The organism is Mesorhizobium sp. M0088, from assembly GCF_040322895.1.
In the GTDB taxonomy this organism is placed as follows: Bacteria; Pseudomonadota; Alphaproteobacteria; order Rhizobiales; family Rhizobiaceae; genus Mesorhizobium.
Genome location: NZ_JAMYUI010000002.1, coordinates 217,483 through 242,637 on the forward strand (window position 1 = coordinate 217,483; position 25,155 = coordinate 242,637).

Consider the following 25,155-nt stretch of genomic DNA (forward strand, 5'->3'; position numbering starts at 1 on the left):
ACATGAACAAATTCGCGATTGCTGCCAGTCTGGCGCTTTGGGCAAGCACGGCCCACGCACAGATTGCCGTCATTGATGACGCCAATCTTGATGTCGCCCGCAAGAATGCGGACAACACCAACTCCATCATGGATTCGAACAAGGATATCCTGAAAAAGAGCGAGGAGATCCTGCAGGCTCTCAGCGGCAGTCGTGACGGTTCGCTCGGCATCGGGCAAATGGGCCTCGGCGGCAACATGTCGATTGCCCAGGCGCCGTCGTTCGGGTCGATCCTGAACGGCGGTGCGCTTTCGTTTGGTGGCCTGTCGCCCGAGATACAGAAAATCGCCGGCGCCGTCATCAACGGGCTGCAGCTGGTGAAGCAGCTCCAGCAGATTGCCGGCAAGGAGACCAGCGCCGTCAACACCGCCTATGGCGGCAGCGTCAACGTGGCTTCGCTGCTAAGCGCATTGACCTCGCAGGCTTCGCAGGGCGTTACCCAGCGCCAACAGTCTTTGCAGTCCGCAAGTGGGCAGATCGGGCAGTCGCAGGACGTCAAGGGTTCGGTGGACCAGAACACACGAATGCAGCTGGAAAACGCGCGCGCGGTCAACGAATTGATCGGCGTCCAGAACGGTGCGGTCGCGGCCCTGAATGAGAAGCTGAAGGGAGATCTTCTTCGCCAGAGCCAGGTGCAGAAGATGATGACACCGCGCACCGTCAATCCGTTCGCGGACTTTGGCAAGAGCGGGGGTTAGCCCTTTGTTGAGGCGGGTGTTGCGCACATGCCTTGTGATTGGGCTCAGCGCGGGGCTTTTCGGTTGCGCAAATCGCGAACTGAAAGCGCCGTGCGGGCCTTTGTCGTATGCGCACGCCGACGAATGCGGCGCGCTGAAGCCGGTCAATTCAACGCCGTTCGCCAGCATCATTGATGAGGATCCATGAACGGTCTCGCCGCAAGCATCCTCGGTGGCATTGACAACATCGGCGAGGACTTCGTCCGCACCGTCTATATGCAGTTGGGCAATGCGATGGGCAACGTCTTCACCCTGATGCTGACCGTCTATATCGCGTGGTGGGGCTATTCGATCTTGAGCGGGCGAGAGTCGATTTCGCCAATCGAAGCGGCCTATCGCCTCGGCCGCGCCGTCATCATCTATCTGCTGCTGACCGGATGGGGCACATTTTCGGCGACGATCTATCAGCTCGTGCAAAGCATTCCAGACGAGGTCGGTAAGGTGATCGTCGGCGCCGTGTCGCGGGCCACCGGCAATCAGCTCAGCGACCAGACGGCAATTCCAGCGCTGATCGACAATCTCTACCAAGGGGCGCAGGACGTCGCCAATCAGGTCTACAGCGGATCCTTCTATGACATTTTTGGCGCGCTCTTGTCGCTGCTCGTTCTGCTATCAGCCATCATCTTCGCAGCGCTTGCCATTGCCGCGATCATCGCCGCCAAGGTGATGTTGTTCATCACGCTGGCCTTGGCGCCGATATGGATCATCCTTTGGCTTTACCGATGGTCCTCGCGCATGAGCGAAGGCTTTCTTTCGCTGACCACCTTTCTGATGATCCAGCAAATCCTGATCTACGGCTTTCTCGGTTTCTACTTCTCGCTCGTCAATGCGGCGCTGAACACCGCCACGTCCGGCGGAGCGACCATGGACAGCAAAATGTCGCTGGTGCTGCCGTTGGTGCTGGTGACGATCATCGGCATCTACGTTCTCATGCAGATACCCTCGATTGCTTCGATCCTGAATGGCGGCGGGTATCTCAGCACCATGGGCGCTCGCTACTCATATGGGACGTTCGGCAGGAATGCCGTGCGCTACTCCGGCGTGCGATGGGCCGCAGGCCGCGCCGCTCGGGGCGCCCGGCAGCTCGCGACAAAGAGTTTTCGATCTTCGCGAGCAGCCAGGGCGGATGCCGCAACCCGGACCGCTATCCAGCAAGGTGCGCGCGATAACTCCAGGCCTCTGGCCTAGACCACACAATGATCACCGATCGCGGTGCTGGATCAGATGCGTCGCGAAAACGAGGCAATAGTAAAGTGGCAATTCCAATGGAGACAGCTGATGACCGCAGCAGCGAACTCGTCGACAAGCGCTATTACAGGGCGGGCGCGACCTGGGAAGACGACACGCACCGGTCAATGCGTCGATCGTGTACATTGGCCTGGATCATCAGCGGCGTTTCCGGACTGGTGGCGGTGCTGTCGCTGCTGGCGCTCGTGCTGATCCTGCCGCTCCGGCAGTTCGAACCGTATGTTGTCGAGGTCGACAAATCGACGGGCTACCTCGAGATCATGCGCGCGCTGAAGCCTGGAGATTTATCCCAGAACGAGGCCGTCACGGCGGCCAATCTGGTGCGCTACATCAGGGCCCGCGAAACCTACGACTCCCGTGAACTGAAACAGAATTACGACCTGGCACAGCTCTATTCCACCGATGCCGCGTCCAAGGATTTGACGTGGCTTTATACGCCTGCAAACCCGCAATCGCTGGACAAGATTTTTGGTCGCAATGTCACTGTCTCGGTCGAGATCAAATCGGTTTCCCTGCTCAATCGCAACACAGCCTCGGTGCGCTTTGCCACGACGACGCGGCGGGACAATTCGTCCACGGCCGACAATTGGGTGGCGGTGATAAAATTCCGCTACACGTCAACGCCGCTCAAGAACGAATGGCGTTTCGACAATCCGCTGGGATTTCAGGTTACGGATTACCGCCGCGACCAGGAATCGGCGCCGGCCGCGGGGAGCCTGCAATGAGACGGCGCGCGGGCCTCGTCCTATCGGCCGCCTTTCTGCTCGGCACGATTCACGGCGCGGCCGCACGCGACGGCCGCATCCGATATGTCACCTTCAACAATGACGACGTGACGTCGGTGCGCGCCGCTCTTGGGATTTCCACGATGGTCGAACTCAGTCCGACCGAAGTTATCGAAGCCGTGTCGGCTGGCGACACGAAAGGCTGGTCGATCATCCCCAAACGCGGATCGCGGTTTCTGTTCGTCAAGCCGCTGGAGCGAGATGCCTGGACCAACGTCAACGTGGTCACCAACCGGCGCGTCTATTCCCTGCTGCTGCAGGCCACTGACAATAGCCGTGACCGGGCATCCTTCCAGGTCCGGTTCAAATACCCGGACGAGGATATCAACGCGCGGCTGCTCTCACAGGCCAAGGAGAGCGCCGCCGATCCGGATTTGAAGGACCTGAACTATGCCGGCCTCAACTACGACTACGCCTACAAGGGCGACGACAGTCTGAAGCCGCGCACCGTATTCGACGACGGCACCAAGGTGTTTTTGGAGTTCAAGGGCGACATGCCGGCTATTTTCGTTCTCGACGACAAGCGCCATGAGTCGCTGGTCAATGTTCGCACGCAGGGCAAATACACAGTCATCGACAAGGTCGCGCGGCAATTCACCTTGCGGGCCGATGGCAAGACGCTCTGTCTCTACAACCGGGCGCGACCCAACGCTATCGATCCCGTCGAGCAGGTCTACGGTCCAACGAAACTGACCGGTGGCTCCACCCTGTTCGGATCCAGCGGAGGGCGGTGATGACGCAGATCGATTATAACCAACTGGACGGCAGCCCGACGGTCGCGCGCCGTGGTGCGGGCGTCGGTACCAGGATCGCGCTGGTCGGCCTCGGCGTGGTGCTCGTAAGCGCGCTGATGTGGCTGAACTGGCCTCGGGAGCCGGTATCGCGCGATGTTCGCAGCGATGGCGAGGAAAACTTCAACCCGCCCGAGTTTCGCCCGCCGGCGTTGAACGAACCGCCGCAACCTGCCGACGGCACGATCGACCAGATCGTGGTGCCGCCACCGGCTGACGACCAAAAGGGCACGCAACAAGCCGATAATGTCGATCAGACCGTGCAGGAGGGCGCGGATCTCGATGCGCAGCGACGCGCGCTGGAGGCGCAAATGGCGGCCGAGGAGGCTCGCCGCAAGGCCGAGGAGGACGAAGCCCGCCGCAAGGCCGCGGCTGAGGAAGAGGCTCGTCGTAAGGCGGAGGCCGCCGAGCGCGAAAACGCGGTGTGGGAACGCCTGCGGTCGAACCAGATGGTGACGAATGATCAAACCGGCTCGACGGATAGCGGCGCCCAGGCGGCACAGGTCGAAATCGCGCCCGACGGTCAGATCATCCCGGTCCCCGGCGCCGACAGTGATTCCAACAAGGCATTCTTGGCGCAGTCTGAGGCAAGTTCTTCCGGCATCGTCAAAGCCAGGGCGTTCCGACGTACCGACGCGTTGATCCCCGAAGGAACGATCATTCGCGGCTATTTGGAAACCGCTGTTAACACCGACCTTCCCGGCGCCGTGCGCGCAGTCGTGCGTGAGGATGTCTTCTCGCTCGACGGCAGGCGGATCCTCATTCCGAAGGGCTCGCGCCTGACCGGGGAATACCGCTCGGGGCTTGCGCGCGGTCAAAAGCGTGTTTTCATCGTCTGGAGCAGGGTCATTCGCTCGGACGGCATTTCCGTTGATATTAAATCGCCCGGCGCAGACGCGCTCGGCCGCGGTGGCATGGGCGGCCGTGTCGATACGCACTGGGTTGAACGGTACGGTAACGCCATCATGCTTTCGGTGGTTGGCGGCGTCTCTGAATATCTGTCCTCGCTTGGCGATAGTGGGCAGGATGGCCAACAGCGCCAGGTGTCGACGATCGATCCCGTAACCGGTGAGACCACGACAATAACTTATGGTGGCAATGGCTCGCAGCGCGGCGCGCGTAGCATCGCCTTCGACAAGTCATCGACCGCCTTGCAGCAACTCGCGCAGGAGGCGTTTCGTGATACGCAGAACATTGGCCCGACGGTCTACGTCGACCAGGGCACATCGGTTGTCGTGCTGGTGCGCCGAGATCTCGATTTCTCGGATTTGTACGCCGATCCTGTCCAGGAAGAAGTTGCACGCCTGAAGGCAGGCGGGCGGCCGAAGACGGCGATCGATCCGACGCCTCTCTACGGCACGCCGAAAGATCATTTCTATCCCGGCTATCGGAGCGCGGTGAAATGAATGCCGTGCATCCCCTCCCCGACCCATGGGCGAGAGCCCCGGTCCTGCGCGCTCATCTGGAACCGATATGGTCCTATTTGAACGAAGACTCGGTTTCCGAGATTGCGATCAACAGGCCGGGTGAATTGTTCATCGAACGCCTCGGTGCAAGGGAAATGGAGCACGTCCTCAGGCGCGAGGTCACGCCGGGCTGGATACGCAACATCTCGACGGGCGTCGCCTCGGCGACCAATCAGGTCATCAACGAGGAAAAGCCGGTGCTGTCGGCCGCGCTACCCTCGGGTGAGCGTATCCAATGCATCTTGCCGCCGGCGGCTCCCGAAGGCGGGGCGATTTCGATCCGCAAGCAGGTCATCATGGATATGAGCCTTGATGCCTACAACGATCTCGGCGCATTCGAGAACACGGCGATGGGCAGCGGACTAGCGCTGTCAGCCGAAGAAAAGCGACTTGTCGAAATGCTGCACGACACTTCGCCGATGGAGTTCCTGCAGTATGCGGTACGCAACCGCGTCTCGATCATTGTTTCAGGCGGTACGTCCACCGGCAAGACGACGTTTTTGAATGCCCTCCTGAAGGAGATTCCAGGCCATGAACGGATCATCACAATCGAAGACACCCGCGAACTGAGGCTGCCGGCCCCCAACAACGTTACCCTGATAGCCTCGAAGGGCGACCAGGGGCTTGCCAAGGTCTCCGCGCAACAGCTGCTCGAGGCCTCGCTTCGCATGCGGCCCGACCGTCTGCTGTTGGGGGAGTTGCGCGGCGCTGAAACCTTCGCGTTCCTCCAGGCGATCAACACCGGCCACCCGGGTTCGCTCACCACCGTTCATGCCAATTCCGCCCGGTCCGCCTACGAGCGCCTGGCGCTCATGGTCATGCAGGGCAGCTCGGGCCTCGCACGAAGCGAAATCCTCGACTACCTGCGCGAGGTCATTCCGGTGGTCGTGCAGATGGTCCGCACCGAAGGCGGACGGCGCGGCATCAGCGAGATCAAGTTCACCAAGGCGGAGACGATCTAGCGAGACCCATCCATGCAGAAAGTCGCAACAGCAATTTTCATGGTGCTCATGGCGATGGCCCTGGGCGTCCTGCTCTTCACGGTCGCCTATGCCGCGACTGATTGGTACCGGACCGGCTCCCACGTTCTGTTCGACCAGCTGAACGCCAATCCCTTGCCGGTCGTTCGTCAGGCTTGGGCGGACACGATGGCGAGGAATTTTGGCCGGATACAATACGCCGTTGCGGCAGGAGCATTGGGGTTTCTCTTGCCACTGGTCAGCTTGTTTCTCATGCGTCCGAGAAAGCGCAATGACTCTCGCTTCATGACCATGAGCGACGTATCAAAAACCGGCCTGACGAAAGTGGGCGGCGTCTTCGTCGGTCGAGCCGGCGGCAGGCTGGCCGAAATTTTGTCGCCGCGCCGCGATCAGCGCTCAGGCAAGATCCGCTTGACGCAGCGCAGGCTGATTGGCGGCAAGAAATTGTGGATTGATGGCGATGATGTCGGCGGCTTCGTCATAGGGCCGCCGCGCTCGGGTAAAGGCACGTCTCTCATCATCCCGAACGCCTTGACCTGGCCGCATTCGCTCGTAGTTCTCGACCTGCGCGGCGAGACCTATGCGGCGACCGCCGGCTACCGTTCCACCATGAGCCGCGTGGTGCGTTTCGCGCCGGCAGATCCGGACAGCAATACCGCATGCTACAATCCGATGGACTTCATCTCGCTGGATTCGGCACAGCGCGACATCGACCTTCGCAACATCGCTGCGGCATTGTTTCCGCGGCCCCCGTCCAACTCAGACCCGTACTGGGTCAACGATGCCCGCCTCCTTTTTACCGGCATCGCGTCCTTCGTCATGGAATCGCCCGCGATCCCAAACGAGAAAAAAACCTTTGCCACAATCCTCGAGATCATGAACGGCGCCGAGCAGCCGCTCCTGGAATTCATTGGCTCACTGCGCGAGGAACGCCGCCGCGAATGTTCGTATTTTACCCTGCAAACCCTGCTGCCATATTTTGAGATGTCCGAGCGGCAGTTTTCCGGAATCTACGCTGGCGTACGCACCGGCATGGCTCCCTTTCTCAACGAGCGCCTAATGCGAGCTACGTCCCGCAGCACGTTCGATATTCGCAGGCTCAAGCGTGATCGAATTTCTCTTTATCTCGACGTGCGGCGCGAGCAGATTACGTCGCTTGGACCGTTGTTCAACGTCCTGATTACGCAGATGATGAATTTCATGTCGGAAAGCCTTCCGCAGCCGGGCGAGCATCCGGTGCTTGTGCTGCTCGACGAGTTCCAGAACCTCGGCAAGCTCGAGAATGTCACCGAAATGGCGAGCGTGCTCGGCGGCAACGGCGTTTCGATGTGGTTTTTCGTGCAGTCGCTAAAGGCTGTAGACGAGATCTATCGCCAGGAAGGGCGCAAAACCCTTATCAACGCCGCTCGCGTACAGATCTTTTTCGGTGCGCAGGACGCTGACGATCTGCGCTACGTTTCCGAGCAGCTTGGCGAAACGTCGGACGTGCAAAAGGACGTGACGCGCACCAAGGCAACGTTGTTCGACACTTATTACACGCGCTCCGAACACCGCAAGGAAGTGCGGCGGCCCCTGATGCGGCCGGACGAAATCCGCACCCTCGACAAGAACAAGGTCATCATATTGTCGCGTGGTGAACTGCCAATCCTCGGCACCCGCAATTTCTATTTCGCCGACGGCCAGCTCGCCAAACGCGCGTTCATGCCCCTGCCCGCCTCTACCGACGCTTCGCGCACGAAAAGCCCTGCCGCGGACTCCTCTGCGGCGCTCCCATCTCCTGTGCTCCCGACGATTGTGCCGACAGCACCCGCGTATCGCTCAGGCCTCTTGCAGGCCCGCCTGCGGCGCGGCGCGACATTTGCCGCAAAAGCAGGCCGTAGAGCTCCGCCGCCGGGCCGGCGCGCAATCGTAAAAGACCGGTTGAAAGCAACAGACGCTGCAGCGGTACCGGTCTATGCCGCCATAGATTTTTCCGCCTTGGCGGCCAAAGCGGTGACAACGCGCATAGCGCCCGACAAAGAAGCGGCGGTTGCCGCCATTCTAAACAAGGTGCGTTCTCTGCGCGCCAACGCGTCCGACGCCGAGACTTTCGATCGAAATCTGAGCATCGTCGAAGATACGTTGCCAGATGTAGTCGATGGGTAGGCTAGCACTCCCATGCGGCGGAGAGGTCACTGTCTACCGTGACCTTGTCGCACACGTCATGGCCGCGGAGGACATTGCCGCGCGCTTCGGCAGTACCATGTCTCAATCGAGAAGATCACACGGCGCGAACCGTCGACGATACTGGACCTCGACAGGCGTTTCAGGGGTCCACCCCGTCAAGTTCAATCGCAAATCCCGCATCGACCGCGCTTCGCGCAATGACATCGCCAAGTTCCCAATCCGTGAGTTCGCAGAGCGGAAGCATTCTCCTCACGGTCCGGCTAACCTCGGATATCGAAATGCTCGGACTGCCGATGTTGTCGATCAGGTGGCGGACAATCGCTTGGCGAACATCCGACAAGGTAGGCGTCTGCGCGAGCGCAGGCATCACCGGCCCTATGAATGGAGCCGTGGTTCTGCGGCCACGGCTGTTTTTAAGTCGAACGCGACGGGCACGCCGTGAATAATGGATGCTGCCGCCACCAACTCCTCCAGGTCGCGGTCGGTAACCTGGCATGCCGGCATGAGTGTTCGGATGGCGCGGATTTCCTGCGCGATGGAGAGAAAACGGGCCTTGCCTCGGGAGAGGACGTAGGCTTCAGCGGCGCTTTCAACTGTGACGGTGTGAAAACTCCTGGTCATCGAGAAAACCTCCCTAAAACCCTCAACGCGATTTACGGCAGGAATTCCGTAGGCTGCAAGGGTCTGTCTGATTCCGAACAATCAGGCGGAGGCAAGGCCGAAGTGACTTTGTTCCTCCTCACCGTAAGCACCATGTGTGAGTTGTATCATTCCAACGCGGTCGACAATCGTGATCTCGCCGCGCTTGGCGTGAACCAAGCCCCGATATTCAAGCATTTGGAGTGCGATGGTAACTCCGGGACGCCGAGCGCCAAGCATGGTCGCCAGAAATTCATGCGTCAGGTAGATCCTATTTCCTTCGACGCGGTCTTGGACCATCAGCAGCCAGCGGGCCAACCGCTCCTCGATTTTCGAATGGCCGTTGACCAGTGCCGTCCGGGAGGACTGGACAAGGAACGCATGGGCATAGCGAAGCAGTGACTCGCGAAGGGATTGGCTTGCCGCAATCGCAGAGCGAAGGTTTTCAACCGAGAGAATCCAGCCATTACCTGCGACCTGGATATAGGTTTCGTTGGGAGACCTGTCTTGGCCGAGGATAACGGCAACTCCTGTCATGCCGTCGTGGCCGACGATGCCGACCTCGCTTTGCCGCCCCCCAGTCATCGTAGCGACCACCGACGCGATGCCCATCTCTGGAAAATATACACGCTCGATCGGCTGATATGAGACTTCAAGCTGGGCTTTGATGCCTAGTTCGACGTGATGCAGTGACGGCTGCAATCGCGTGAAATCCTCTGAGGAGAGAGCTTTCAATACATGGTTGCGAAGAAGGGATTGGGGCATGGCTCTCTCCCATACGGGCAAGAGCACGTACCTCTTACTGTCGGCTGCGTCGGAAGGATCTGGCGGCCGATGCGACAGCATAGGCTTCAAATGCGCGACTAGCAAAGAATCCGCCTCTGGCGAAAAGTTGGAGAAAGTCGGCTCCCTCGGTGGAGGCCCAACCGGGCTTTTAAGGCCGATGGCAGAAAGCGGATACGCTGCGGCGGCATTTGAGGGCACGTTCCTGCTCTTAATTATTGCCAGTGAGCTATGTGCGCAGATTGCGAAGTGGAAGGGCCGGACCCAGGAAGCAGGGCCTCAGGCCGAGGCGCTAATCAAGCGAGCCGACAAAGATCGCGAAAAGCTCAATACGCCCTGCAAGGAAACTAAAGAAGTAGTCGCGCGTTGGACGCGGAACGCTATTCGTCTCTGAGTATGGTTTAGGCAGAGTGGTCAAGCCAACGTTGCGTAAGGCATTCAGTGGATCGAGCGCTAGTGAAGCGAAGTCGGACGCTCGTGACGTAGCGCCGCCCGCTTTCCGGCCGGTCCAGCTCGCAACGCTCGTGGACACAGTCCCTGCCGGCGATCGTTGGATCCACGAGATGAAATACGACGGCTATCGTGTTCTCGTTGCCGTCGGCGGTGGCAAGGCGCGGGCCTACACACGATCTGGTCTGGACTGGTCTAGCCGTTTTCCCTCGATCCTCTCCGAGGCTTGCAAGCTCAAGGTGCGCTCCGCCCTGATTGACGGCGAGGCCGTGGTTGTCGATGCGGATGGAAAATCTAACTTCCAGGCGCTTCAGAATGCATTGAAGGGTGCCCCGGCGACCATCGACTTTTATGCGTTCGATCTGCTGCAGCTCGACGGCGAAGATCTGACTAGGCTTCCTCTCCTTGAGCGCAAGGCGAAACTGGAGGCGATCTTGCCCGCGAAAAATCCCGTCCTTCGCTACTCCGACCATATCCTCGGTCGCGGAGAAGAGTTGCTCGATCGCTTCTGCGCAGCCGGCCTTGAGGGCGTCATTTCAAAGCTCGCGGACTCGAGCTATGTGGGAGCCCGCGGCGCAAGCTGGCTGAAGATCAAATGCATCAGGCGGCAGGAGTTTGTGATTGTCGGCTGGACGCCGTCCGACAAGGTCCGAGCTTTTCGGTCCTTGATCCTTGGCGTTCATGACGGCGGCAAGCTGCGTTACGCCGGGAAAGTCGGCACCGGCTTCGATACCGCTGAACTTCTTCGTCTCTTGAAGATCATGGCGCCGCTTGAGCAGAAGGCCGCGACCGTCGACGCACCGCGCCCCGAGGTGCGCGGCGCGCACTGGCTCCGTCCGAAACTGGTCGCTGAGATTGCCTTCACCGAAATGACAAATGAAGGGACGTTACGACATCCGAGCTATCTTGGTCTCCGCGAAGACAAGAAGCCGGAGGCGGTCGTGCTCGAGACGGAACGTCATGCAGCCGATCTCGCCGCGTCTGGGACAACCACCATCGCGATAAGCAACGGTGACCGCGTCATCTATCCGGAGTCCAACATCACCAAGGGACAGCTCGCCGACCATTATGCAGCGGTCGCGGCGATCATGCTCCCTTGGGTTGGCAGCCGGCCGATCAGTCTGGTTCGATGCCCACAGGGCCGCGCGAAGAAGTGCTTCTTCCAAAAACACGACGCCGGCAGCTTTGGCGACAAAGTCCACCACGTCGGCATCACGGAGAAGGACGGGCACGAGGAACCATATCTCTATGTCGACGATGCCGACGGACTGATGACGTGCGTCCAGATGGGAACGATTGAGCTGCATGGATGGGGGTCTCGGATCGAGGATGTCGAAAAGGCCGACCGCCTCGTGTTCGACCTCGACCCCGATGAAGGCCTCGATTTCGAGGCCGTCCGCGCCGCTGCCTTTCAGTTCCGCGCCATCCTTAAATCGCTCGGGCTCACGACTTTCCCGATACTGACGGGAGGCAAAGGAGTGCACGTCATCGCGCCCCTCACTCCTGACGCCGAGTGGCCAGAGGTGAAGGACTTCGCGTCTCGCGTGGCGCAGGCGGTCGCCCAGACCGATCCGGCCCATTTCGCGGCCGTGTTGTCAAAGGCGCGCCGCAAGGGTCGCATCTTTGTGGACTATCTACGCAATCAGCGCGGGGCGACCGCGATCATGCCCTACAGCGCAAGATCACGTCCGGGCGCTCCTGTCGCGGCACCGATCACGTGGGCGGAGATGAAGACAATAGATGCGCCCTCTCATTTCCACGTGGGCGATGCTCCTGAATTAAAGAAACGCGCAGCCTCCAAAGCTCTGGCGGGATGGGGTCGCGCTGACCAATCCTTGCCCCATCTGTAGCGTCTGGCGCGGGAAGAGGCAGCAAAGCCAGCATTCAAAGGGCAACGCGGCACTCATGGCCTTGCCTGATTGGAACCTGCGGAGATCAACCTCGTTTGGCTGAAGCCATGGCAAAAATCGATCCGAGGACCGTCGCCAATCTTTTGAGGGAATACGCGCAACGGGCGTCTATGCGCGGCGACAATCCCTATCGCACAAAGGCATACTTGCGCGCGGCAGACAGTCTGACGGCGCTGTCGCAGCCGCTTGATCGGATCATCGCCGCCGGCGCCCTCACCAAGATCCCGGGGATCGGCGACGCGATCGCAGACATCGTGAGCAAGCTTTACCAAACCGGCACGCACCCGAGCCTTGAGAAACTGCGCGAGGATGTTCCAGCGGGCGTGTTGGAGCTGTTTGCCGTACCCGGGCTTCGTCCCGATAAGATATTTAAACTTCATCAGGCGCTCGGCGTGAACTCGCTGGCGGAGCTCGAGGCCGCGGCGAGAGAAGATCGTATACGCCCAGTCAAAGGCCTCGGCGCAGCCCTTCAGGCAAAACTCCTGCAGAACTTGGCCATCGTGCGAAGCGGCGAAACACAACTTCACCTGCACAAGGCCGCCGCTCTTCTCGAACATGCGGTCATATCGGTGAAGCAAGAGCATCCAGAGTTTTCGCGCGTCGAGATTGCAGGTGACTTTCGGCGCGGTTGCGAGCTCGTTTCCGACTTCGCCCTGGTAGCGCAGGGCAGAAAGTCGACTGGAATCGAGGATACGACCCTCAGGCTCGTTGTCACGGACAGGAAGCACTTTGGCGCGAGCCTGCTCCAAGCAACCGGGTCGGCAGATCACCTTGAGCAACTAAAGACGTTCGCGGCCGACAAGGGTTTCACTCTAAACGCCGACGGGCTTCATCGCGGGAGAAAGCTGATCGCGTCAGCGACAGAAGAAGAAATCTACCAAGCGCTAGAATTGCAGTTTATCGAGCCGGAATTGCGCGAAGGCAGGGGCGAGATCGAGCGAGCGGCGAAGCAGAAGCTACCCGCCCTTATCCGGGATGAAGATCTTCATGGCATCCTGCATTCTCACACGACCGCATCCGATGGCACCGAAACGCTTGAGGCAATGGCTGAAGCCACGCACAAGCGCGGATTCGAATACTATGGTGTCGCCGATCATTCGCAGTCCGCTCATTACGCCGGCGGCCTTTCGGTGCAGGAGATTGCTGAACAGCACCGCGAAGCTGACCGGCTGAACAAGGCATACAATGGAAAATTTCGCATATTGAAGGGCATCGAGGCGGACATCCTGGCGGATGGTTCGCTCGATTACCCGGACGATATCTTGGAGACGTTCGATTTCGTCGTCGCGAGCGTGCACAGCCGCTTCAAGTTGCCAAAGAAGGAACAGACGGAGCGTATCATTGAGGCGATCGGAAATCCTCGGACGACAATCATCGGGCACATGACCGGTCGCCAGCTGTTGCGCCGGCCCGGTTATGATCTCGACGTCGACAAAGTCCTCAAAGCGTGTGCGAAACACGGCGTCGCTGTCGAAATCAACGCACATCCGTGGCGACTCGACCTCGACTGGCGCTGGCATCAACAGGCACTCGATCAAGGTTGCATCTTCAGCATTAATCCGGACGCTCATTCGATCCGCGAGCTCGACCACATGCATTGGGGTGTCGAGATGGCGCGCAAGGGCGGTATCCCTGCGAAGCGGGTCCTGAACGCGATGCGTTTGGCTGCCCTCCTTGCGCATCTCGCACGCCGCAGGCAAACGCCATAAACTGCTTGTGCGCCCGGCCTATCAGCGCAGGAGTCCGTCCTTCTCAAAAAACTTCCCAGCCGCGCGAAAGGGAATGTGAGTTCTCATCCGGGCCATAGCCAGCTGAAGCTGCAGTTCCGCGACCGCTTCTTTGCGCGCGTTTCATAGCGGCCTTCCCCGCGGCTCGCCGCCTATTCTCTGCTGTCGCTGCCCGTGTTCGCCAAAGATGGCCTAGGTTATGGCCCATCACAGATCCTTCGCCAGACGAGGGCTATCTGGCCTCGCTTACACAGTTGCGCCCAGGGCCTGCATCAGGTCGTCAATGATGTCCTGAGGGTGCTCGAGCCCCACGGACATTCGCAGCAATCCGCCTGGCGCTTTGGACTTCGCACCCTCGACGGATGCGCGATGCTCGATCAGAGAGTGCGTCCCTCCAAGGCTTGTCGCACGGACAACAAGGCTGAGGCGGGCAGCCACCGCCATCGCGGCATCGGTTCCACCTTCGACGATAAAGGAAAGCATCGCTCCGTAACCGCTCATCTGCCGCGTAGCCAGATCGTGTCCCGGATCATCTTGCAGGCCTGGAAAGAGCACTTTCTCGACGCGTGGGTGAGACGCCAAGGCCTCGGCAACCTTCTGGGCGCCTTCACAATGAGCGCGCATGCGGATCGGCAATGTCTGCAGGCCCCGCAATGCCAGCCAACAGTCGAATGGCGCTGCGACGCTGCCCTTGTGTTTTTGGACCATCCGTAGCGACCGTCCGAGAGGCGATGAATGCGGCACAACAACGACGCCCGCCATCAGATCCGAGTGGCCGCCAATGTACTTTGTTGCCGAGTGCATGACCGCGTCCGCCCCAAGTTCAAGCGGGTGCTGAAGCACGGGCGTTGCCCACGTATTATCCACCGCCGCGATGGCGCCGGCATCGTGCGCGATTTTGCAGATGGCCGAAATGTCGACAACGCGTATCATCGGGTTAGACGGCGTCTCGACCCACACGAGGCCAGTCCGCTTTGAGGTGACCGCATCGCGCACCTCATCCAGATTCCGCATATCGACCGCGGCGAAGTCGAAGCGAGAGCCGATATCCGTTTCGTCCATCAGCGAGCGGATGCCAAAATACATATCATCAGGAAGGACGATCCGTCCCGTCGAGGGATGGCTCTCAAAGACCGAAGCGATTGCAGCCATACCCGACGCAAAGGCTATTCCTTCGTGTCCGCCCTCGAGCGCGGCCATCGCCGACTCGAATGCATTGCGTGTTGGATTCGCATCACGCGTGTACTCGAACCCAAACGGAAACGAGCCGTCGGCGCCTCGCTCGAACGTCGTGCTGGTATGAAGCGGTAATGAAACCGCGCCCGTGGACGGATCGACAGCTCGACCGCTATGGATTGCCTTCGTTTCAAAGCGCACTGGCCAATTCCTCAATTTAAAGCGCGGTTGCAATTTCACGCCGGTCATTATATTGACCGTAAGCGAAGCGCGAGGCCAAGTCAATATAATGACCGACACCCCCACACCTTTAGAGACCGAGCAGGAGCTGGGCCAAGCGATTGCGATCCGGATCCAGGATCTGAGACGCGACCAAAACCTGACCCTTGATCGACTGGCCAAACTGACTGGCCTGTCGAAAGGGACGGTTGTCGCGCTTGAGCAGGGTAAGGCAAACCCGAGTATCGGCATCCTTTGCCGCCTGGCGGCGGCGTTCTCGCTATCGGTTGCCGATCTGCTGAACGACGAACCTTCCACAGCACCCGACCACCCGATCGAACGGAGTACTTCCAGGACGCTTTGGACGAGCGCCAAAGGCAGCCGGGCACAGCTTCACACATCGACCTCGGGACGCACGATGTTCGAACTCTGGAGCTGGGTCCTTATGCCGCGTGATGCGTTTGCCGCCGATGCGCACAGTCCCGATACGCGCGAACTCGTCTCGGTTACCCAAGGCTCGCTCAAGGTCACTGTGGGCAGCCAAGAGATCCTTCTAAATGCAGGCGAGAGTGCGCGCCTCGTTACAGATCAACCCCACTCGTATGCCGCGGCATCTGACGTGCCCGCCCACTTCTCGATGGCGGTGCTTGAGCGCGGTGGGCAGCGGGTTACGGCGCCCTCTTCACAAGCAGCGACGTCGCCCCTGGCTGTTTCGCCAAGACCTCGCTGACCACTGACAACTGCTTCACGATAGGAGATCCACCTTTGTACGTTCCTCCACATTTCGCCGTACCCGATCAGAACGCCCTCTTCGATCTTATCGAAAAACACCCGTTTGGTATCCTGATCACCCACAGCAATGGCTCCCTCGACGCCAACCATATCCCTTTCGAGCTCGACCGCTCAAAGGGCGACAAGGGCATCCTCAATTGCCATGTCGCCCGTAAAAACCCTGTCTGGGAGGAAGTTGCCAATGGCGATGAGGTCCTCGTCGTCTTCCGAGCGGCCGACGCCTACATCTCGCCGAACTGGTATCCAAGCAAACACGAATTCCATAAGCAGGTGCCGACCTGGAACTATCTCGTCGCCCACGCCCATGGTCGCATCACTGTCCGGGATGATGAGCGCTATGTGCGCCGCAACGTCGCGAAGCTCACTCACATGCACGAGGCCAACCAGCCGGACCCGTGGAAGATGGGCGACGCGCCGAAGGATTTCATTGACACGATGGCCAAAGCGATCGTGGCCTTGGAGATCGAGATCACCAGCCTGGTTGGAAAATTCAAACTCAGTCAGAATAAAGAGCTGCGCGACATTCAGAACGCCGGGGAGACGCTAACTGCTCAAGGCGCTGTTGAAGTGGGACAGGCGATGCTCGCAGCGGCTGCGGCGGCCAAATCCCAATAGCAACTGTCCGACAAAGCACAGGTGCTGGATTTCCCAACGGGTGACCTTGAGAGACAAATGCTTCGGCTTGCCGGAAAGGGGACCAGCATCTGACCACCCGCGATGCGGCAGGTAGCACATTATGCCCCGCAATGACATGCGTGGCTCTTGATCCTGAACCTCCGACGCACGAACCAGCCTCGGCGACATTTTGGTTCCCTGCACTCTTCCGCGCTTCAGAGGGCCGGCACGTAAATTTGCTCAGCGCTCGTAATCGTTTTCATTCGAGCGCTGGGTCTTACGGTCCTGCTCTTCCGACTGCCGTGCCTTCTGTTTGTTGGCGTCCTTCTGCTTGGCTCTCACCTTCTCCTGCTCGGTGCCGGTGCGCGGCTCCTCCGGCTGGCGGGGATCGTCCCGAGTTGGGAGGTCTCGCCCTCGCGCTTCGCGCTCGGGGATTGGCTCCTCACCGCCACCACCACGACGCTGCTGCTGCCGCTCGAATTGCAGCCGCGCCAGACGGTCGTGCATCTTGTCGTTCACCTCTTCACGATACTGTTCGAACTGTCCTTGATGTGCCGGCGGCAGCGTCTCGCGCATGTTGTCGAGAGCCTGATTGACGCGGGCCATCTGACGCCGCATTTCCAAGGGGGTTTGCGCCATGTTCAAATCTCCTATCAGTGCATTCAATTCTCTCATACCGGGATGGGACAGGAAAGACTTCTGCCCCGATTGATCAGCTCCACGATTCGCAGGAGCTGGCTGCCCCTCCCCTGTCCGATCGCCACGGAACCGCAGAAAATTGTTGCCGATCGATTCCGCTGCCGTGAGAGCCTGTCCGACTATGCCCGCGGTCCGCATCGTCGTCACAGTCTTTTGCCATACGGCAGCGATTGCATCGCCGTTCACGACAAGGAACTGTCCATCCAAACGCCGTTGCCGCTTGGCCTCCACTCGCTCGATCGTCCTGGCGCTGACCTGATAGCGCGGATCGCTCTGGGCGCGGCTGTAGGCCCCGGCATGCTCCTTCGTGAACGGCCGCGTCATCGCATGATCCATGCGCCGCGTCGCCACCATCGCAATGCCGTTCTCACGTGCTTTTTCCGCAAAGGTCTCGCGCCAGGCTGCGAGATCCGGCTTGTAGAATTTCAGGCGTTCGCCGTCGGCTGACCGTGCCTGCACCATCGCGTGGATATGGACGTGCTTGGTGTCCTTGTGATGCGCCAGGACGAACTTGTATCCCGGCGCGCGTTCCTCGAGCACGGCGCGCGCCGCGGCCATGACAGCGTTGGCATCAGTGCCGGCTCTTGCCGAAAAAAGCAGGTGATAGGCATTGCGGCGCTCACGCCCCGAAAATTGCGGGCGCCATTGCTCATAGACCGAAGCCGCCGCCTTTCCGGAATTCTTCGCGCCGCGAACTGGCTCGCCGTCCGAATTGCGGACGTCTTTGTTTGTACGGATGAACTTTTGCAAAAAGTATTTCGCTTTGGGTTCACGGCTGACGGCCGCCGTTACCTCTGCTTTGGCGACCACCCCCGCCGCGCCCATGGTTTCAGACAACCGCGCCTCGATCTTGTCGAGCGCCTTGCTGCGCGAATTCTCCCGACCACCGGCCAGGACCTTGGCGAGCGGTCCAGCCCGCTCATCGGTGTGCGCGTAAACCTCCACCGTCTGTCCGTCCTGCGCATAGATGAACGGTTTTGCACCGAATGCCTTGTTCAGCGCCTCGCTCACGGCGGCATCGGTGACCTCGCTGGCGAGTTCGAAACGAACCTCCAGAAAATTGGTATTTTCCAGGGGCGGTTCGAACGTCTCGCAAAACGTTTCCAGGAACGCCTTTCGTGCGCCGCCTGTCGCAAGGACCTGCCCGTCCTCATCAAAAATCTCGATGTCGTGTTTCTCGCCTTTTTCGTCCTCGCGCTTCCCGATGTAATTGAGCAGCCGCGCGGCGGCTTCCCTGGTCGACGGAGGATTGGGCATGACCTTGAACACGGCAGGCTGCGCGCCCGCCGCATAGCCTGCCCTCGCCGCCACAGCCCGCGCCTGATAACCCGCCCGCGCCGCTCGCCCTATACCGCTCGCGCGACCCGCGCCACGGCCACCACCGCCGCCGCGCCGCTTCCAGTCTTCCTCCTCCTCTTCCGGCCGGAAACCGGCGAGCGTGGCGCCATAGACCATGATCGGCGTGCTAGGGGCGCTGGGCGAACTCGCAGCAGCAGTAGACTTCGGTGCCCTGCTGGACATGGAACTCCCCGAAGCGCCCAATCCCCCCGGCGAAGAACGAGGAGGGTTCCTGCCGCCACCTAGCGTCAAGCCAGCCTGTCCTTGCCCGAGGCGTCCGCCGCCGCCTGTCCGCTCATAACTCTTCATCGCCTGGAATTCACCGGCCTCGCGTCCGGCGCCCGTCACTGACTTGTCGTCGTCCAGATCCTCACGCTTCACGCCGGACTCGCCCCGCAGATAGCGTTCGATTTCGGCCGCGTAGCCAGCAAGACGACCGCTCATGGCCTGGCTTCTCTCGCCTTGCGGGATCCGCCGGTCATCGTTTTCAGTTCATCGCGAAACTGCCGCACGAGGTCGCCCACGGCGATCAGCGCCTGCTCAAGATCCTCGTCATGGGCAACACGGCCGTCGTTCATGGCGCGCACGGCTTGATTGAAATTGACACCGACGCGCCGCAGCTGGTCGGTCATGTCGACGATCGCCGGCCGTAACGCCTCTGAAGCGACAGGCAGATGCCCCGCCTCTGCCCGCACCAGACGCCGGATGACCTCGCTGACGGTTACGCCATCCCGCTCCGCAATGGCTTTGAGGCCGGCCAACTCGTCAGCCGAAAACCGGATGTGCGTCACATCGCCATAGCGTCGTGACGCGCTCTTGACCGCTGCTTTCTGGGCGTCTGCATCCATCTCTGAAGCCCGCTTGCGGGCGCTAAGGCCCACCAGGGCCGCGCCGCCTATTTTGTGTGTATCACAAAATAGGCTATCCTGCCAATAAAAGAGGGAGAGGAATGAAAAATTTTGGGCGCCCGCCTCTCCTCACAGGTGCAGTTGTCAGCGGCAGCGGCGCGGGCGAAATGTGCCCATCGTGATTTGATACGATGTGTCTATGATGCGTTGACGACTTGTATCCATGTTAACATGGATACACCGGCACTATGCGCGGCCGGAAAAGCTTAGTCGGAAATGCGCATTCGATGGGCCACCGGACCCCTTCTTTGCTGAAGATAGCAGCTGCGCAAAAACTGCACCTTTAGCGCGCCCTTATCATGCGCGCCTGGGTTGCCAAACCAGCCTTCCCCGTCGACAATGTCACCATGTTTCAACCGTGATTTTGCCGGAAGGAGGCCCCATGATCATCTCCGCTGCGATCCCAAAGGGCGGCACTGGCAAATCGACGATGCTGCGCACCCTCGCATCCGTCGCGCTGCATCGGGGCTATTCGGTCACTCTTATCGATGGCGACCGGCGGCAGAACATGAACCGCTGGTTCCAGATGCTGGGCGAAGCTGGCAATCGTCCTGACAAACTTACGATGGTGAGCGCGATGACGCCGCAGGAAATCCTTCGCGCAGCAACCACTCACAACGGAGAACGCTCGGTCGTCTTGATCGATACGGAAGGCACCACAAATGACAACCTCATGGCCGGGCTCTTCGCGGCCGACATTGTCGTCGTGCCGGTCTATTTTGCCCTAGACGATGTGACCGCCGCCATCCAGATCACCGACCACTACATCCCGCTGGCGGTCGAGAGCCGGGGTAGACCGCTGCCTGCGATATTCGTGCTGACCAAGCAGACCATCATCGATGGCAGGGCGCGAGCCCTGACAGAACTGCGCGCCATCATCCAGGCCAACGGGACACCGATTGCGGAACACGTCCTGCACAATCGCGTTGCCTACCGCGACCTTCAGACCGGGCAGACCCTTTACAGCCCCGAGGTGCCCGACGCGAAGGCGATTGCCGAGAGCGAAGGGGTCTTCGACGACCTTCTGCAAACCTTCATCGAAGCCACAAGGAACGCGGCATGAGTGAAGAAACCGCACCTAAAGCCGCTGACGACAAGAAAGCCCGCATGATGAAGGCGATCTCCACGCAGCCGCCGGCGCTGCCCAGCATGTTCATCCCACAGAAGGCCGAGCCATCAGAGATCAAGGAGCAAGCTACGCCCCAGATGCAGGAACCGACAAAGCCATCCCCGGCAGTCGGGCCTGATTTCCGAAAGCTGCTGCGGCAGGGGCAGAAAAAGGACCCCATCGCCGGAAAGAAGATTCGCGAGGAGGAGATGATCCGCTGCGGGTACTATCTGACGGCCGTGGAGCAGCGCCAGTTCAAGTTGCTGGCGATCAGCAACGGGCACAGCATGACCGAACTGCTGCGTAAGGCCGTGCAGGATTATATCCGCATACATAAGCACAAACTGCCGAAGGAATAATCGGCGGTTTTGGAGTCGCTCTCGCATGCCGTGACGGGTGATGTTAGTGGCTCCTTTGCAACGTGCAAAAAAAGGGCCCGCGACGGAACACTCCGTCGCGGGCCCTGAGATGTGTTGCCTACTTGGGATGGTTAAGGTGTTTCAGCACCTGGCCGAGGATTGTGTCTCGCACCGGACGCCCGCTGGCTGCCGCTTTATCGTCGACCAGCTTTGCGGCCAGTTTGGGCGACCGCGGGGTGAAGTCGTAGCCGTGGGAGATGGCTGCGCGGTGAAGATCCTCAAGCGTTTCGAACGCGCGATCGTGGGTGCCGAGCCAAAGACCGGGCTCGTCGGTTTCTTCGTGCGGGAACGCCTGCAGGAAGTAGGTCCTAAGTGGTGGATCGTAGCCGATGACAGCGTCTGGGTCCGAGCGGCCCTGTCCGGTGACGGTGCCAGTGACAGTGATGGTGTAGCGGCTCATTGCAACCTCCTTTTGCCGGTGGGGAGCCGGCCCCTTGCGGGGCCGGCCACCGATGCCTCACTGGGGGTTGTTCCAGAGGATGACCTTCTTGTTTTCCTCGCCACCCGGGGCGGGAGCGAGATTGCCGAAGATCACGCCGATCTCGGGGGCTTCCAGCTTGACCGAGAGGTACTCCTCGCCCGAGCGCTGGGAGATCCGGTGCCAGCCGGCTCCGATCTCGAAGCCCGTGCGCTTGTTGACGATCCGGTAGTCGGGGGCGTCCTCGCGCGACTTGTTGGTGTTCGGGATCAGGGTGATCGGGGCGTTGACCCGGAGCGTGGCGAAGACGCCTTCCATCGAGCCGTCGGCCTTGGTGGTGAGGTTTGCGATCGTGGTGGCCATGGTAGTTCTCCTTCGGTTGCATCGGGACCATTCCCGATGGCGCCAAAGGAGAGGGCCGTCCTGCTGCGGTCATCTCGGCGAAAATTCTGGAAAATTCTATTTGCCGAAAAATTGCGGGCAGGCCCTTCGCCTGCCCGCAGACAAAAACAGAAATCGAATTTTCCTGAATATTCGCCGAGTGTACCCCCAACGGGGGTTGACCGCACAAAGCAGGCGGTCGTCTACAAAGGCGACATGAAACGGGAATGGCCCCGGATGCGACCGAAGGAAAAGAACTCAGGCCGCCATCGCTAGACCGCCGACGCAACGCTGCCGGATCGCAGGAACATGCTGCAGCCTCTCGGGTCATGTCGTCGGCATCGCCAACACATCGAACAGCAGCCCGGCGCGTGGCCGCCTTGCATGTTCGGTCTCGCGGCAGAGTGGTTTCGAGATCGGAGCCGGCTGGCAGCGGCCTTCACGCCCCTCGGTGACGATACCGCGCAGTCAGGTTGGATGACCCGGCAAGCCAGGATGTTGTTCGGCACGCTTGCACCCGCTTCAGAGGCGAGAAGCGTCAAGATGATCATCCGCACAACGCCCCGCGGCTCTGCGCGTGGACCGGTTTCGAAAGGGGCCAGCTCCGTCCGCACATACAGTGGATTAGGCGGCGCGGAGCCGGATCAACATATCGGATTGAACCCGCCGGGCTGTCGGCAGCCATCATCCTGGCAACGTTAGACGCTCCTCCGGCATCATGCGGGCTTCGGCTTGGCGGCGAATGTCCGAACCGGCATGGCGGAGCATGGCGCACCAGTCCTCCACATTGTACGTCGTTGCCATCCGGCCCCTGGCCAGATCGTAAATGACGCACGGCTTGTTTGCGATGGCGAGCCGAAGCACGTTGACGGCCGTACCGGGTGATGCGCCGTCCCAGACCATCATGCCAAAGTCGGCGCGCCGCGCCATCTCCCGGTCCTTGGCGGCGTCGTACCAAGATCCATGAGTGCCTCCAGGTGACGGGACATGGTAGGCGGCCCAGTCGCCCAGATTGTTGCGGGGTTCCTTGCCGGCATGGAAGACCCCGACATGCTCGTACTTGTAGCCCGCGAGCAGGCCCTGCGCCTCGGCATCGGCTCCCGACGCGTCGCCAATCAGCACGCCGTGCTCGGCAGCGACGATTGCGCCGATGCGAGCGATGACAGGTTCCGGCAGCTCGAATATCTCGCGCGATCCACCTATGAATATCATCGACATGGTGACTTTCCCTTCTCTCCCGCGTCCCCGGCCCCGCGCCGGCCGCCCTCTCCCCCGGCCCTGCGCGAGGGATCGTCACCCGAAGGCCGAGACGGCAAAGCCGGCTCGGGAAGCGGCGGGACGCCGCGACGAGAGCCCGGCCGGCCGCAGGCCGGCGCGCCCGGATCCTGAAGCTGCCGGAGGCGCTACGCGCATCTGGCTAGTGGCGCTTCGCGCTGGAGCTAGTGGTCTTGTCGGCCAGGCAGAGGCTCCCGTCCTGGATCGAGCGCATGGCCGCGAAAAGAGAACGTCAATCCAGACGGCTGACGCGGCGGCCCTCGCTGCGCGCTTCGATAAAGGCGCCTGCGATCTTCATCATGAATGCCTTGCTGAAACGACCGAGGGGCTTACCGTCGGCTTCGATGTACCAGGAGCGTTCGGCAATATCGTAGTTGTATTCGTCAACCACTATCCAGCAGCGTTTGAGATCGGTCAGACCGGCGCGGCGGCACTCGATAGCGGAGACTTCCAAACCGACCCGATCGCTGGTCGGTGGCTGGGTGGTTATAGGCAGGAGCGCGAGATGGGTCAGGCCATCTCTTGCGCCGCGGACAGCGATGACCACGCAGGTCGGCCGGCTCTTGCGGCCTTCCGTTTCGCCGCGCTCGTATTGCCATGCCCAAAGATAAGGATAGGAGATCACCTGACCGGGCAGAAATCTACCGCTCATCATCGTATCCTTCCCCGCGCGCCAATCGGTCGATCTCGGCGGCGAAGAGTTCCGTGTGTTCCTCCGGCATCTCGGCGACATGGTATGCGCGGCGGGGATCGCCGCCGATGCGCATCAGTTCGTAGTGCTCGTAACTCATCAGCACGAACCGGGGTTTCCGGTGCTTGGTAAGAATAACGGGTTCGCGGCTGGCAACGTCGGTGACGTCGCCAACCTGCTTGTTGAGATCCCCCGTCGTGAACTGGCGCATGGCTAGACTCCTTGATCGATCTCCATATTATCTGGATTCGCCAGATTTGCAAGAAAACGGCGCTCACGCGCCGCCCTCCGCGAACCGCCAGACGGGGATGCCGAGCCGACGGGCCTTGTCGGCAAGGTTGTCGGTAATGCCGGAGCCGGGAAAGACGATCAGGCCGTAGGGCACCACGGAGAGAAGCTGGTCGTTGCGGCGGAACGGGGCTGCCTTGGCGTGCCGGGTCCAGTCCGGCTTGAAGGCGATCTGGGTGACCTTGCGGTTCTCGGCCCAGCAGGCGGCGATGCGTTCGGCGCCGCGCGGGCTGCCGCCGTGCAGCAGGACCATGTCGGGATGCTTCTCGCGAGCCTTGTCGAGCGCGTCCCAGATCCTGTCGTGATCGTTGCAGTCGAGGCCGCCGGCGAAGGCGATCTTGGTCCCTGCTGGAACGAGCACCTCGGTTTCGGCGTGTCGGCGGGCGGCGAGGAAGTCGCGGCTGTCGATCACCGAAGCGGTCATCGCCTGGTGGCTGACCTTGGAGCCGGTGCGTGGTCGCCATGCCGATCCGGTTTGTGCCTCGTAGAGATCGGCGGCCTCATCGCGCATGATTTCGAGCACGTTGCGGCGCTCGATATAGCTGATGCCTTCCGCGGTCAGCCGCTCCAGCTCGACCGACTTCACCTCCGAGCCGTCCTGCTCCTGCTGACTCGAGCGCTGCGCCTCCTCGTTGCGGTCGAGGCTGCGGGCGACACGCTCGGCGGCACGGTGGAAGACGTTTGCGAACGACCAGAGCAGGTCGTCGAGATCGGGTTCGAGCCTGGTGTCCCCGAGCATGCCGGCGAAGGTTTCTACGATCCCGGCGAGGCCGGCCCGGATCACCTCGTCGTCGGGAAGCGGCCGAGGGTCAGGTTCGTCCTGATGCGGGCGATGGCCGTACATCTGCAGTTCGAGGATGACGCGGTCGGTCGGCGAGGAGGCTTGGTAGGGCTCGTGGGCGTCGTCGAGAGGAATGTCGTGGGTCATGGCGGTGTCTCCGTCGGTTGTGGCCGCGCCTATCGCGGCCTGACAGCGCATCCCGGCCGCGCGCCGGGCGCGGCCGCACCGAAGGCCGAAGCGCGAGCGGAGGACGGCGAAGCCGTTGCGGCCGTGACTGGGGGGTGGCAGGGGTCGCCTCTCAGGCAGGCCGCGGGCGCGGCCTCTCC

Annotated in this window: 25 protein-coding genes; 14 read left to right on the top strand and 11 right to left on the bottom strand. The window is 60.9% G+C overall.

Going from position 1 to position 25,155, the window contains the following annotated elements; translation table 11 throughout:
* Positions 1–2 precede the first annotated feature (2 nt).
* The 7 genes from NKJ67_RS03755 to NKJ67_RS03785 all read left to right on the top strand — a co-directional run bounded on the left by NKJ67_RS03755 (position 3) and on the right by NKJ67_RS03785 (position 8,191).
* A complete protein-coding gene (locus NKJ67_RS03755; RefSeq protein ID WP_352580533.1) occupies positions 3–737 on the top strand; it encodes a type IV secretion system protein in 735 nt (244 codons plus the stop codon).
* 183 nt (positions 738–920) lie between these two features.
* Complete coding sequence (locus NKJ67_RS03760; protein WP_352580534.1) at positions 921–1,964, top strand: TrbL/VirB6 family protein; 1,044 nt, start codon at positions 921–923, stop codon at positions 1,962–1,964.
* 77 nt (positions 1,965–2,041) lie between these two features.
* Positions 2,042–2,749, top strand: coding sequence for a VirB8 family type IV secretion system protein (locus tag NKJ67_RS03765; protein WP_352580535.1), 708 nt, complete (start codon positions 2,042–2,044; stop codon positions 2,747–2,749).
* The gene (locus tag NKJ67_RS03770; protein WP_352580536.1) at positions 2,746–3,543 is read left to right on the top strand and encodes a TrbG/VirB9 family P-type conjugative transfer protein; all 798 of its coding nucleotides are present in this window, start codon (positions 2,746–2,748) and stop codon (positions 3,541–3,543) included. The genes NKJ67_RS03765 and NKJ67_RS03770 overlap by 4 nt, the downstream gene beginning before the upstream one ends.
* Positions 3,543–5,006, top strand: a complete 1,464-nt coding sequence (virB10, locus tag NKJ67_RS03775; protein ID WP_352580537.1) for a type IV secretion system protein VirB10 — start codon at positions 3,543–3,545, stop codon at positions 5,004–5,006. Before NKJ67_RS03770 ends, virB10 begins: the two co-directional genes overlap by 1 nt.
* Positions 5,003–6,028 carry a P-type DNA transfer ATPase VirB11 gene (gene virB11 / locus NKJ67_RS03780; RefSeq protein ID WP_502905170.1) on the top strand — a complete coding sequence of 342 codons (1,026 nt, stop codon included), beginning with the start codon at positions 5,003–5,005 and terminating at the stop codon, positions 6,026–6,028. Before virB10 ends, virB11 begins: the two co-directional genes overlap by 4 nt.
* Positions 6,029–6,040: 12 nt before the next feature.
* A complete protein-coding gene (locus tag NKJ67_RS03785; protein ID WP_352580540.1) occupies positions 6,041–8,191 on the top strand; it encodes a type IV secretory system conjugative DNA transfer family protein in 2,151 nt (716 codons plus the stop codon).
* Between the two features lie 396 nt (positions 8,192–8,587).
* Here the strand turns inward: NKJ67_RS03785 and NKJ67_RS03790 are convergent, their stop codons facing one another.
* A complete protein-coding gene (locus NKJ67_RS03790) occupies positions 8,588–8,833 on the bottom strand; it encodes a hypothetical protein (protein WP_352580541.1) in 246 nt (81 codons plus the stop codon).
* 81 nt (positions 8,834–8,914) lie between these two features.
* Positions 8,915–9,616, bottom strand: coding sequence for a Crp/Fnr family transcriptional regulator (locus NKJ67_RS03795; RefSeq protein ID WP_023785070.1), 702 nt, complete (start codon positions 9,614–9,616; stop codon positions 8,915–8,917).
* Here NKJ67_RS03795 and NKJ67_RS03800 point away from each other — a divergent pair.
* The 3 genes from NKJ67_RS03800 (at position 9,615) to NKJ67_RS03810 (ending at position 13,703) form a co-directional block, all read left to right on the top strand.
* On the top strand, positions 9,615–10,028 hold the full coding sequence (locus tag NKJ67_RS03800) for a hypothetical protein (protein WP_352580542.1): 414 nt from the start codon (positions 9,615–9,617) through the stop codon (positions 10,026–10,028). The genes NKJ67_RS03795 and NKJ67_RS03800 overlap by 2 nt on opposite strands.
* Before the next feature lie 16 nt (positions 10,029–10,044).
* The gene (gene ligD, locus NKJ67_RS03805) at positions 10,045–11,934 is read left to right on the top strand and encodes a DNA ligase D (protein WP_352580543.1); all 1,890 of its coding nucleotides are present in this window, start codon (positions 10,045–10,047) and stop codon (positions 11,932–11,934) included.
* Positions 11,935–12,041: 107 nt separating this feature from the next.
* Positions 12,042–13,703, top strand: a complete 1,662-nt coding sequence (locus tag NKJ67_RS03810; protein ID WP_352580639.1) for a DNA polymerase/3'-5' exonuclease PolX — start codon at positions 12,042–12,044, stop codon at positions 13,701–13,703.
* A 264-nt stretch (positions 13,704–13,967) separates the two neighbouring features.
* Here NKJ67_RS03810 and NKJ67_RS03815 read toward each other — a convergent pair whose 3' ends face one another.
* Positions 13,968–15,146: a trans-sulfuration enzyme family protein gene (locus NKJ67_RS03815; RefSeq protein WP_352580544.1), complete on the bottom strand. Its 1,179-nt coding sequence runs from the start codon at positions 15,144–15,146 to the stop codon at positions 13,968–13,970.
* A 40-nt stretch (positions 15,147–15,186) separates the two neighbouring features.
* Between NKJ67_RS03815 and NKJ67_RS03820 the strand changes: the two genes are divergently transcribed.
* Positions 15,187–15,846, top strand: coding sequence for a helix-turn-helix domain-containing protein (locus NKJ67_RS03820; protein ID WP_352580545.1), 660 nt, complete (start codon positions 15,187–15,189; stop codon positions 15,844–15,846).
* Between the two features lie 35 nt (positions 15,847–15,881).
* Positions 15,882–16,523 (top strand): FMN-binding negative transcriptional regulator, encoded by a 642-nt coding sequence (locus NKJ67_RS03825; protein WP_023749589.1) that lies wholly within the window; start codon positions 15,882–15,884, stop codon positions 16,521–16,523.
* Positions 16,524–16,763: 240 nt separating this feature from the next.
* Here the strand turns inward: NKJ67_RS03825 and NKJ67_RS03830 are convergent, their stop codons facing one another.
* Together NKJ67_RS03830 and NKJ67_RS03835 are read right to left on the bottom strand one after the other, a co-directional pair.
* Complete coding sequence (locus NKJ67_RS03830) at positions 16,764–19,004, bottom strand: relaxase/mobilization nuclease domain-containing protein (protein WP_352580546.1); 2,241 nt, start codon at positions 19,002–19,004, stop codon at positions 16,764–16,766.
* On the bottom strand, positions 19,001–19,408 hold the full coding sequence (locus tag NKJ67_RS03835) for a ribbon-helix-helix protein, CopG family (protein ID WP_352580547.1): 408 nt from the start codon (positions 19,406–19,408) through the stop codon (positions 19,001–19,003). The genes NKJ67_RS03830 and NKJ67_RS03835 overlap by 4 nt, the downstream gene beginning before the upstream one ends.
* A gap of 442 nt (positions 19,409–19,850) precedes the next feature.
* Here NKJ67_RS03835 and NKJ67_RS03840 point away from each other — a divergent pair, with 442 nt between their 5' ends.
* Both NKJ67_RS03840 and NKJ67_RS03845 read left to right on the top strand, forming a co-directional pair.
* Positions 19,851–20,531, top strand: a complete 681-nt coding sequence (locus tag NKJ67_RS03840) for a nucleotide-binding protein (protein ID WP_352580640.1) — start codon at positions 19,851–19,853, stop codon at positions 20,529–20,531.
* Positions 20,528–20,935: a hypothetical protein gene (locus NKJ67_RS03845; protein ID WP_352580548.1), complete on the top strand. Its 408-nt coding sequence runs from the start codon at positions 20,528–20,530 to the stop codon at positions 20,933–20,935. Before NKJ67_RS03840 ends, NKJ67_RS03845 begins: the two co-directional genes overlap by 4 nt.
* A 118-nt stretch (positions 20,936–21,053) precedes the next feature.
* Here NKJ67_RS03845 and NKJ67_RS03850 read toward each other — a convergent pair whose 3' ends face one another.
* From NKJ67_RS03850 to NKJ67_RS03875, 6 genes are all read right to left on the bottom strand, one after another.
* Positions 21,054–21,395: a hypothetical protein gene (locus tag NKJ67_RS03850; RefSeq protein ID WP_352580549.1), complete on the bottom strand. Its 342-nt coding sequence runs from the start codon at positions 21,393–21,395 to the stop codon at positions 21,054–21,056.
* A 57-nt stretch (positions 21,396–21,452) separates the two neighbouring features.
* Positions 21,453–21,776 (bottom strand): DUF736 domain-containing protein, encoded by a 324-nt coding sequence (locus NKJ67_RS03855; RefSeq protein WP_006205585.1) that lies wholly within the window; start codon positions 21,774–21,776, stop codon positions 21,453–21,455.
* Positions 21,777–22,478: 702 nt separating this feature from the next.
* Positions 22,479–23,012, bottom strand: a complete 534-nt coding sequence (locus tag NKJ67_RS03860) for a hypothetical protein (protein WP_352580550.1) — start codon at positions 23,010–23,012, stop codon at positions 22,479–22,481.
* 289 nt (positions 23,013–23,301) lie between these two features.
* Positions 23,302–23,721: a hypothetical protein gene (locus tag NKJ67_RS03865; protein WP_352580641.1), complete on the bottom strand. Its 420-nt coding sequence runs from the start codon at positions 23,719–23,721 to the stop codon at positions 23,302–23,304.
* A complete protein-coding gene (locus tag NKJ67_RS03870) occupies positions 23,711–23,971 on the bottom strand; it encodes a type II toxin-antitoxin system prevent-host-death family antitoxin (RefSeq protein ID WP_352580551.1) in 261 nt (86 codons plus the stop codon). Before NKJ67_RS03870 ends, NKJ67_RS03865 begins: the two co-directional genes overlap by 11 nt.
* 63 nt (positions 23,972–24,034) lie before the next feature.
* Positions 24,035–24,976, bottom strand: a complete 942-nt coding sequence (locus NKJ67_RS03875) for a DUF2493 domain-containing protein (protein WP_352580552.1) — start codon at positions 24,974–24,976, stop codon at positions 24,035–24,037.
* Positions 24,977–25,155: the final 179 nt, after the last annotated feature.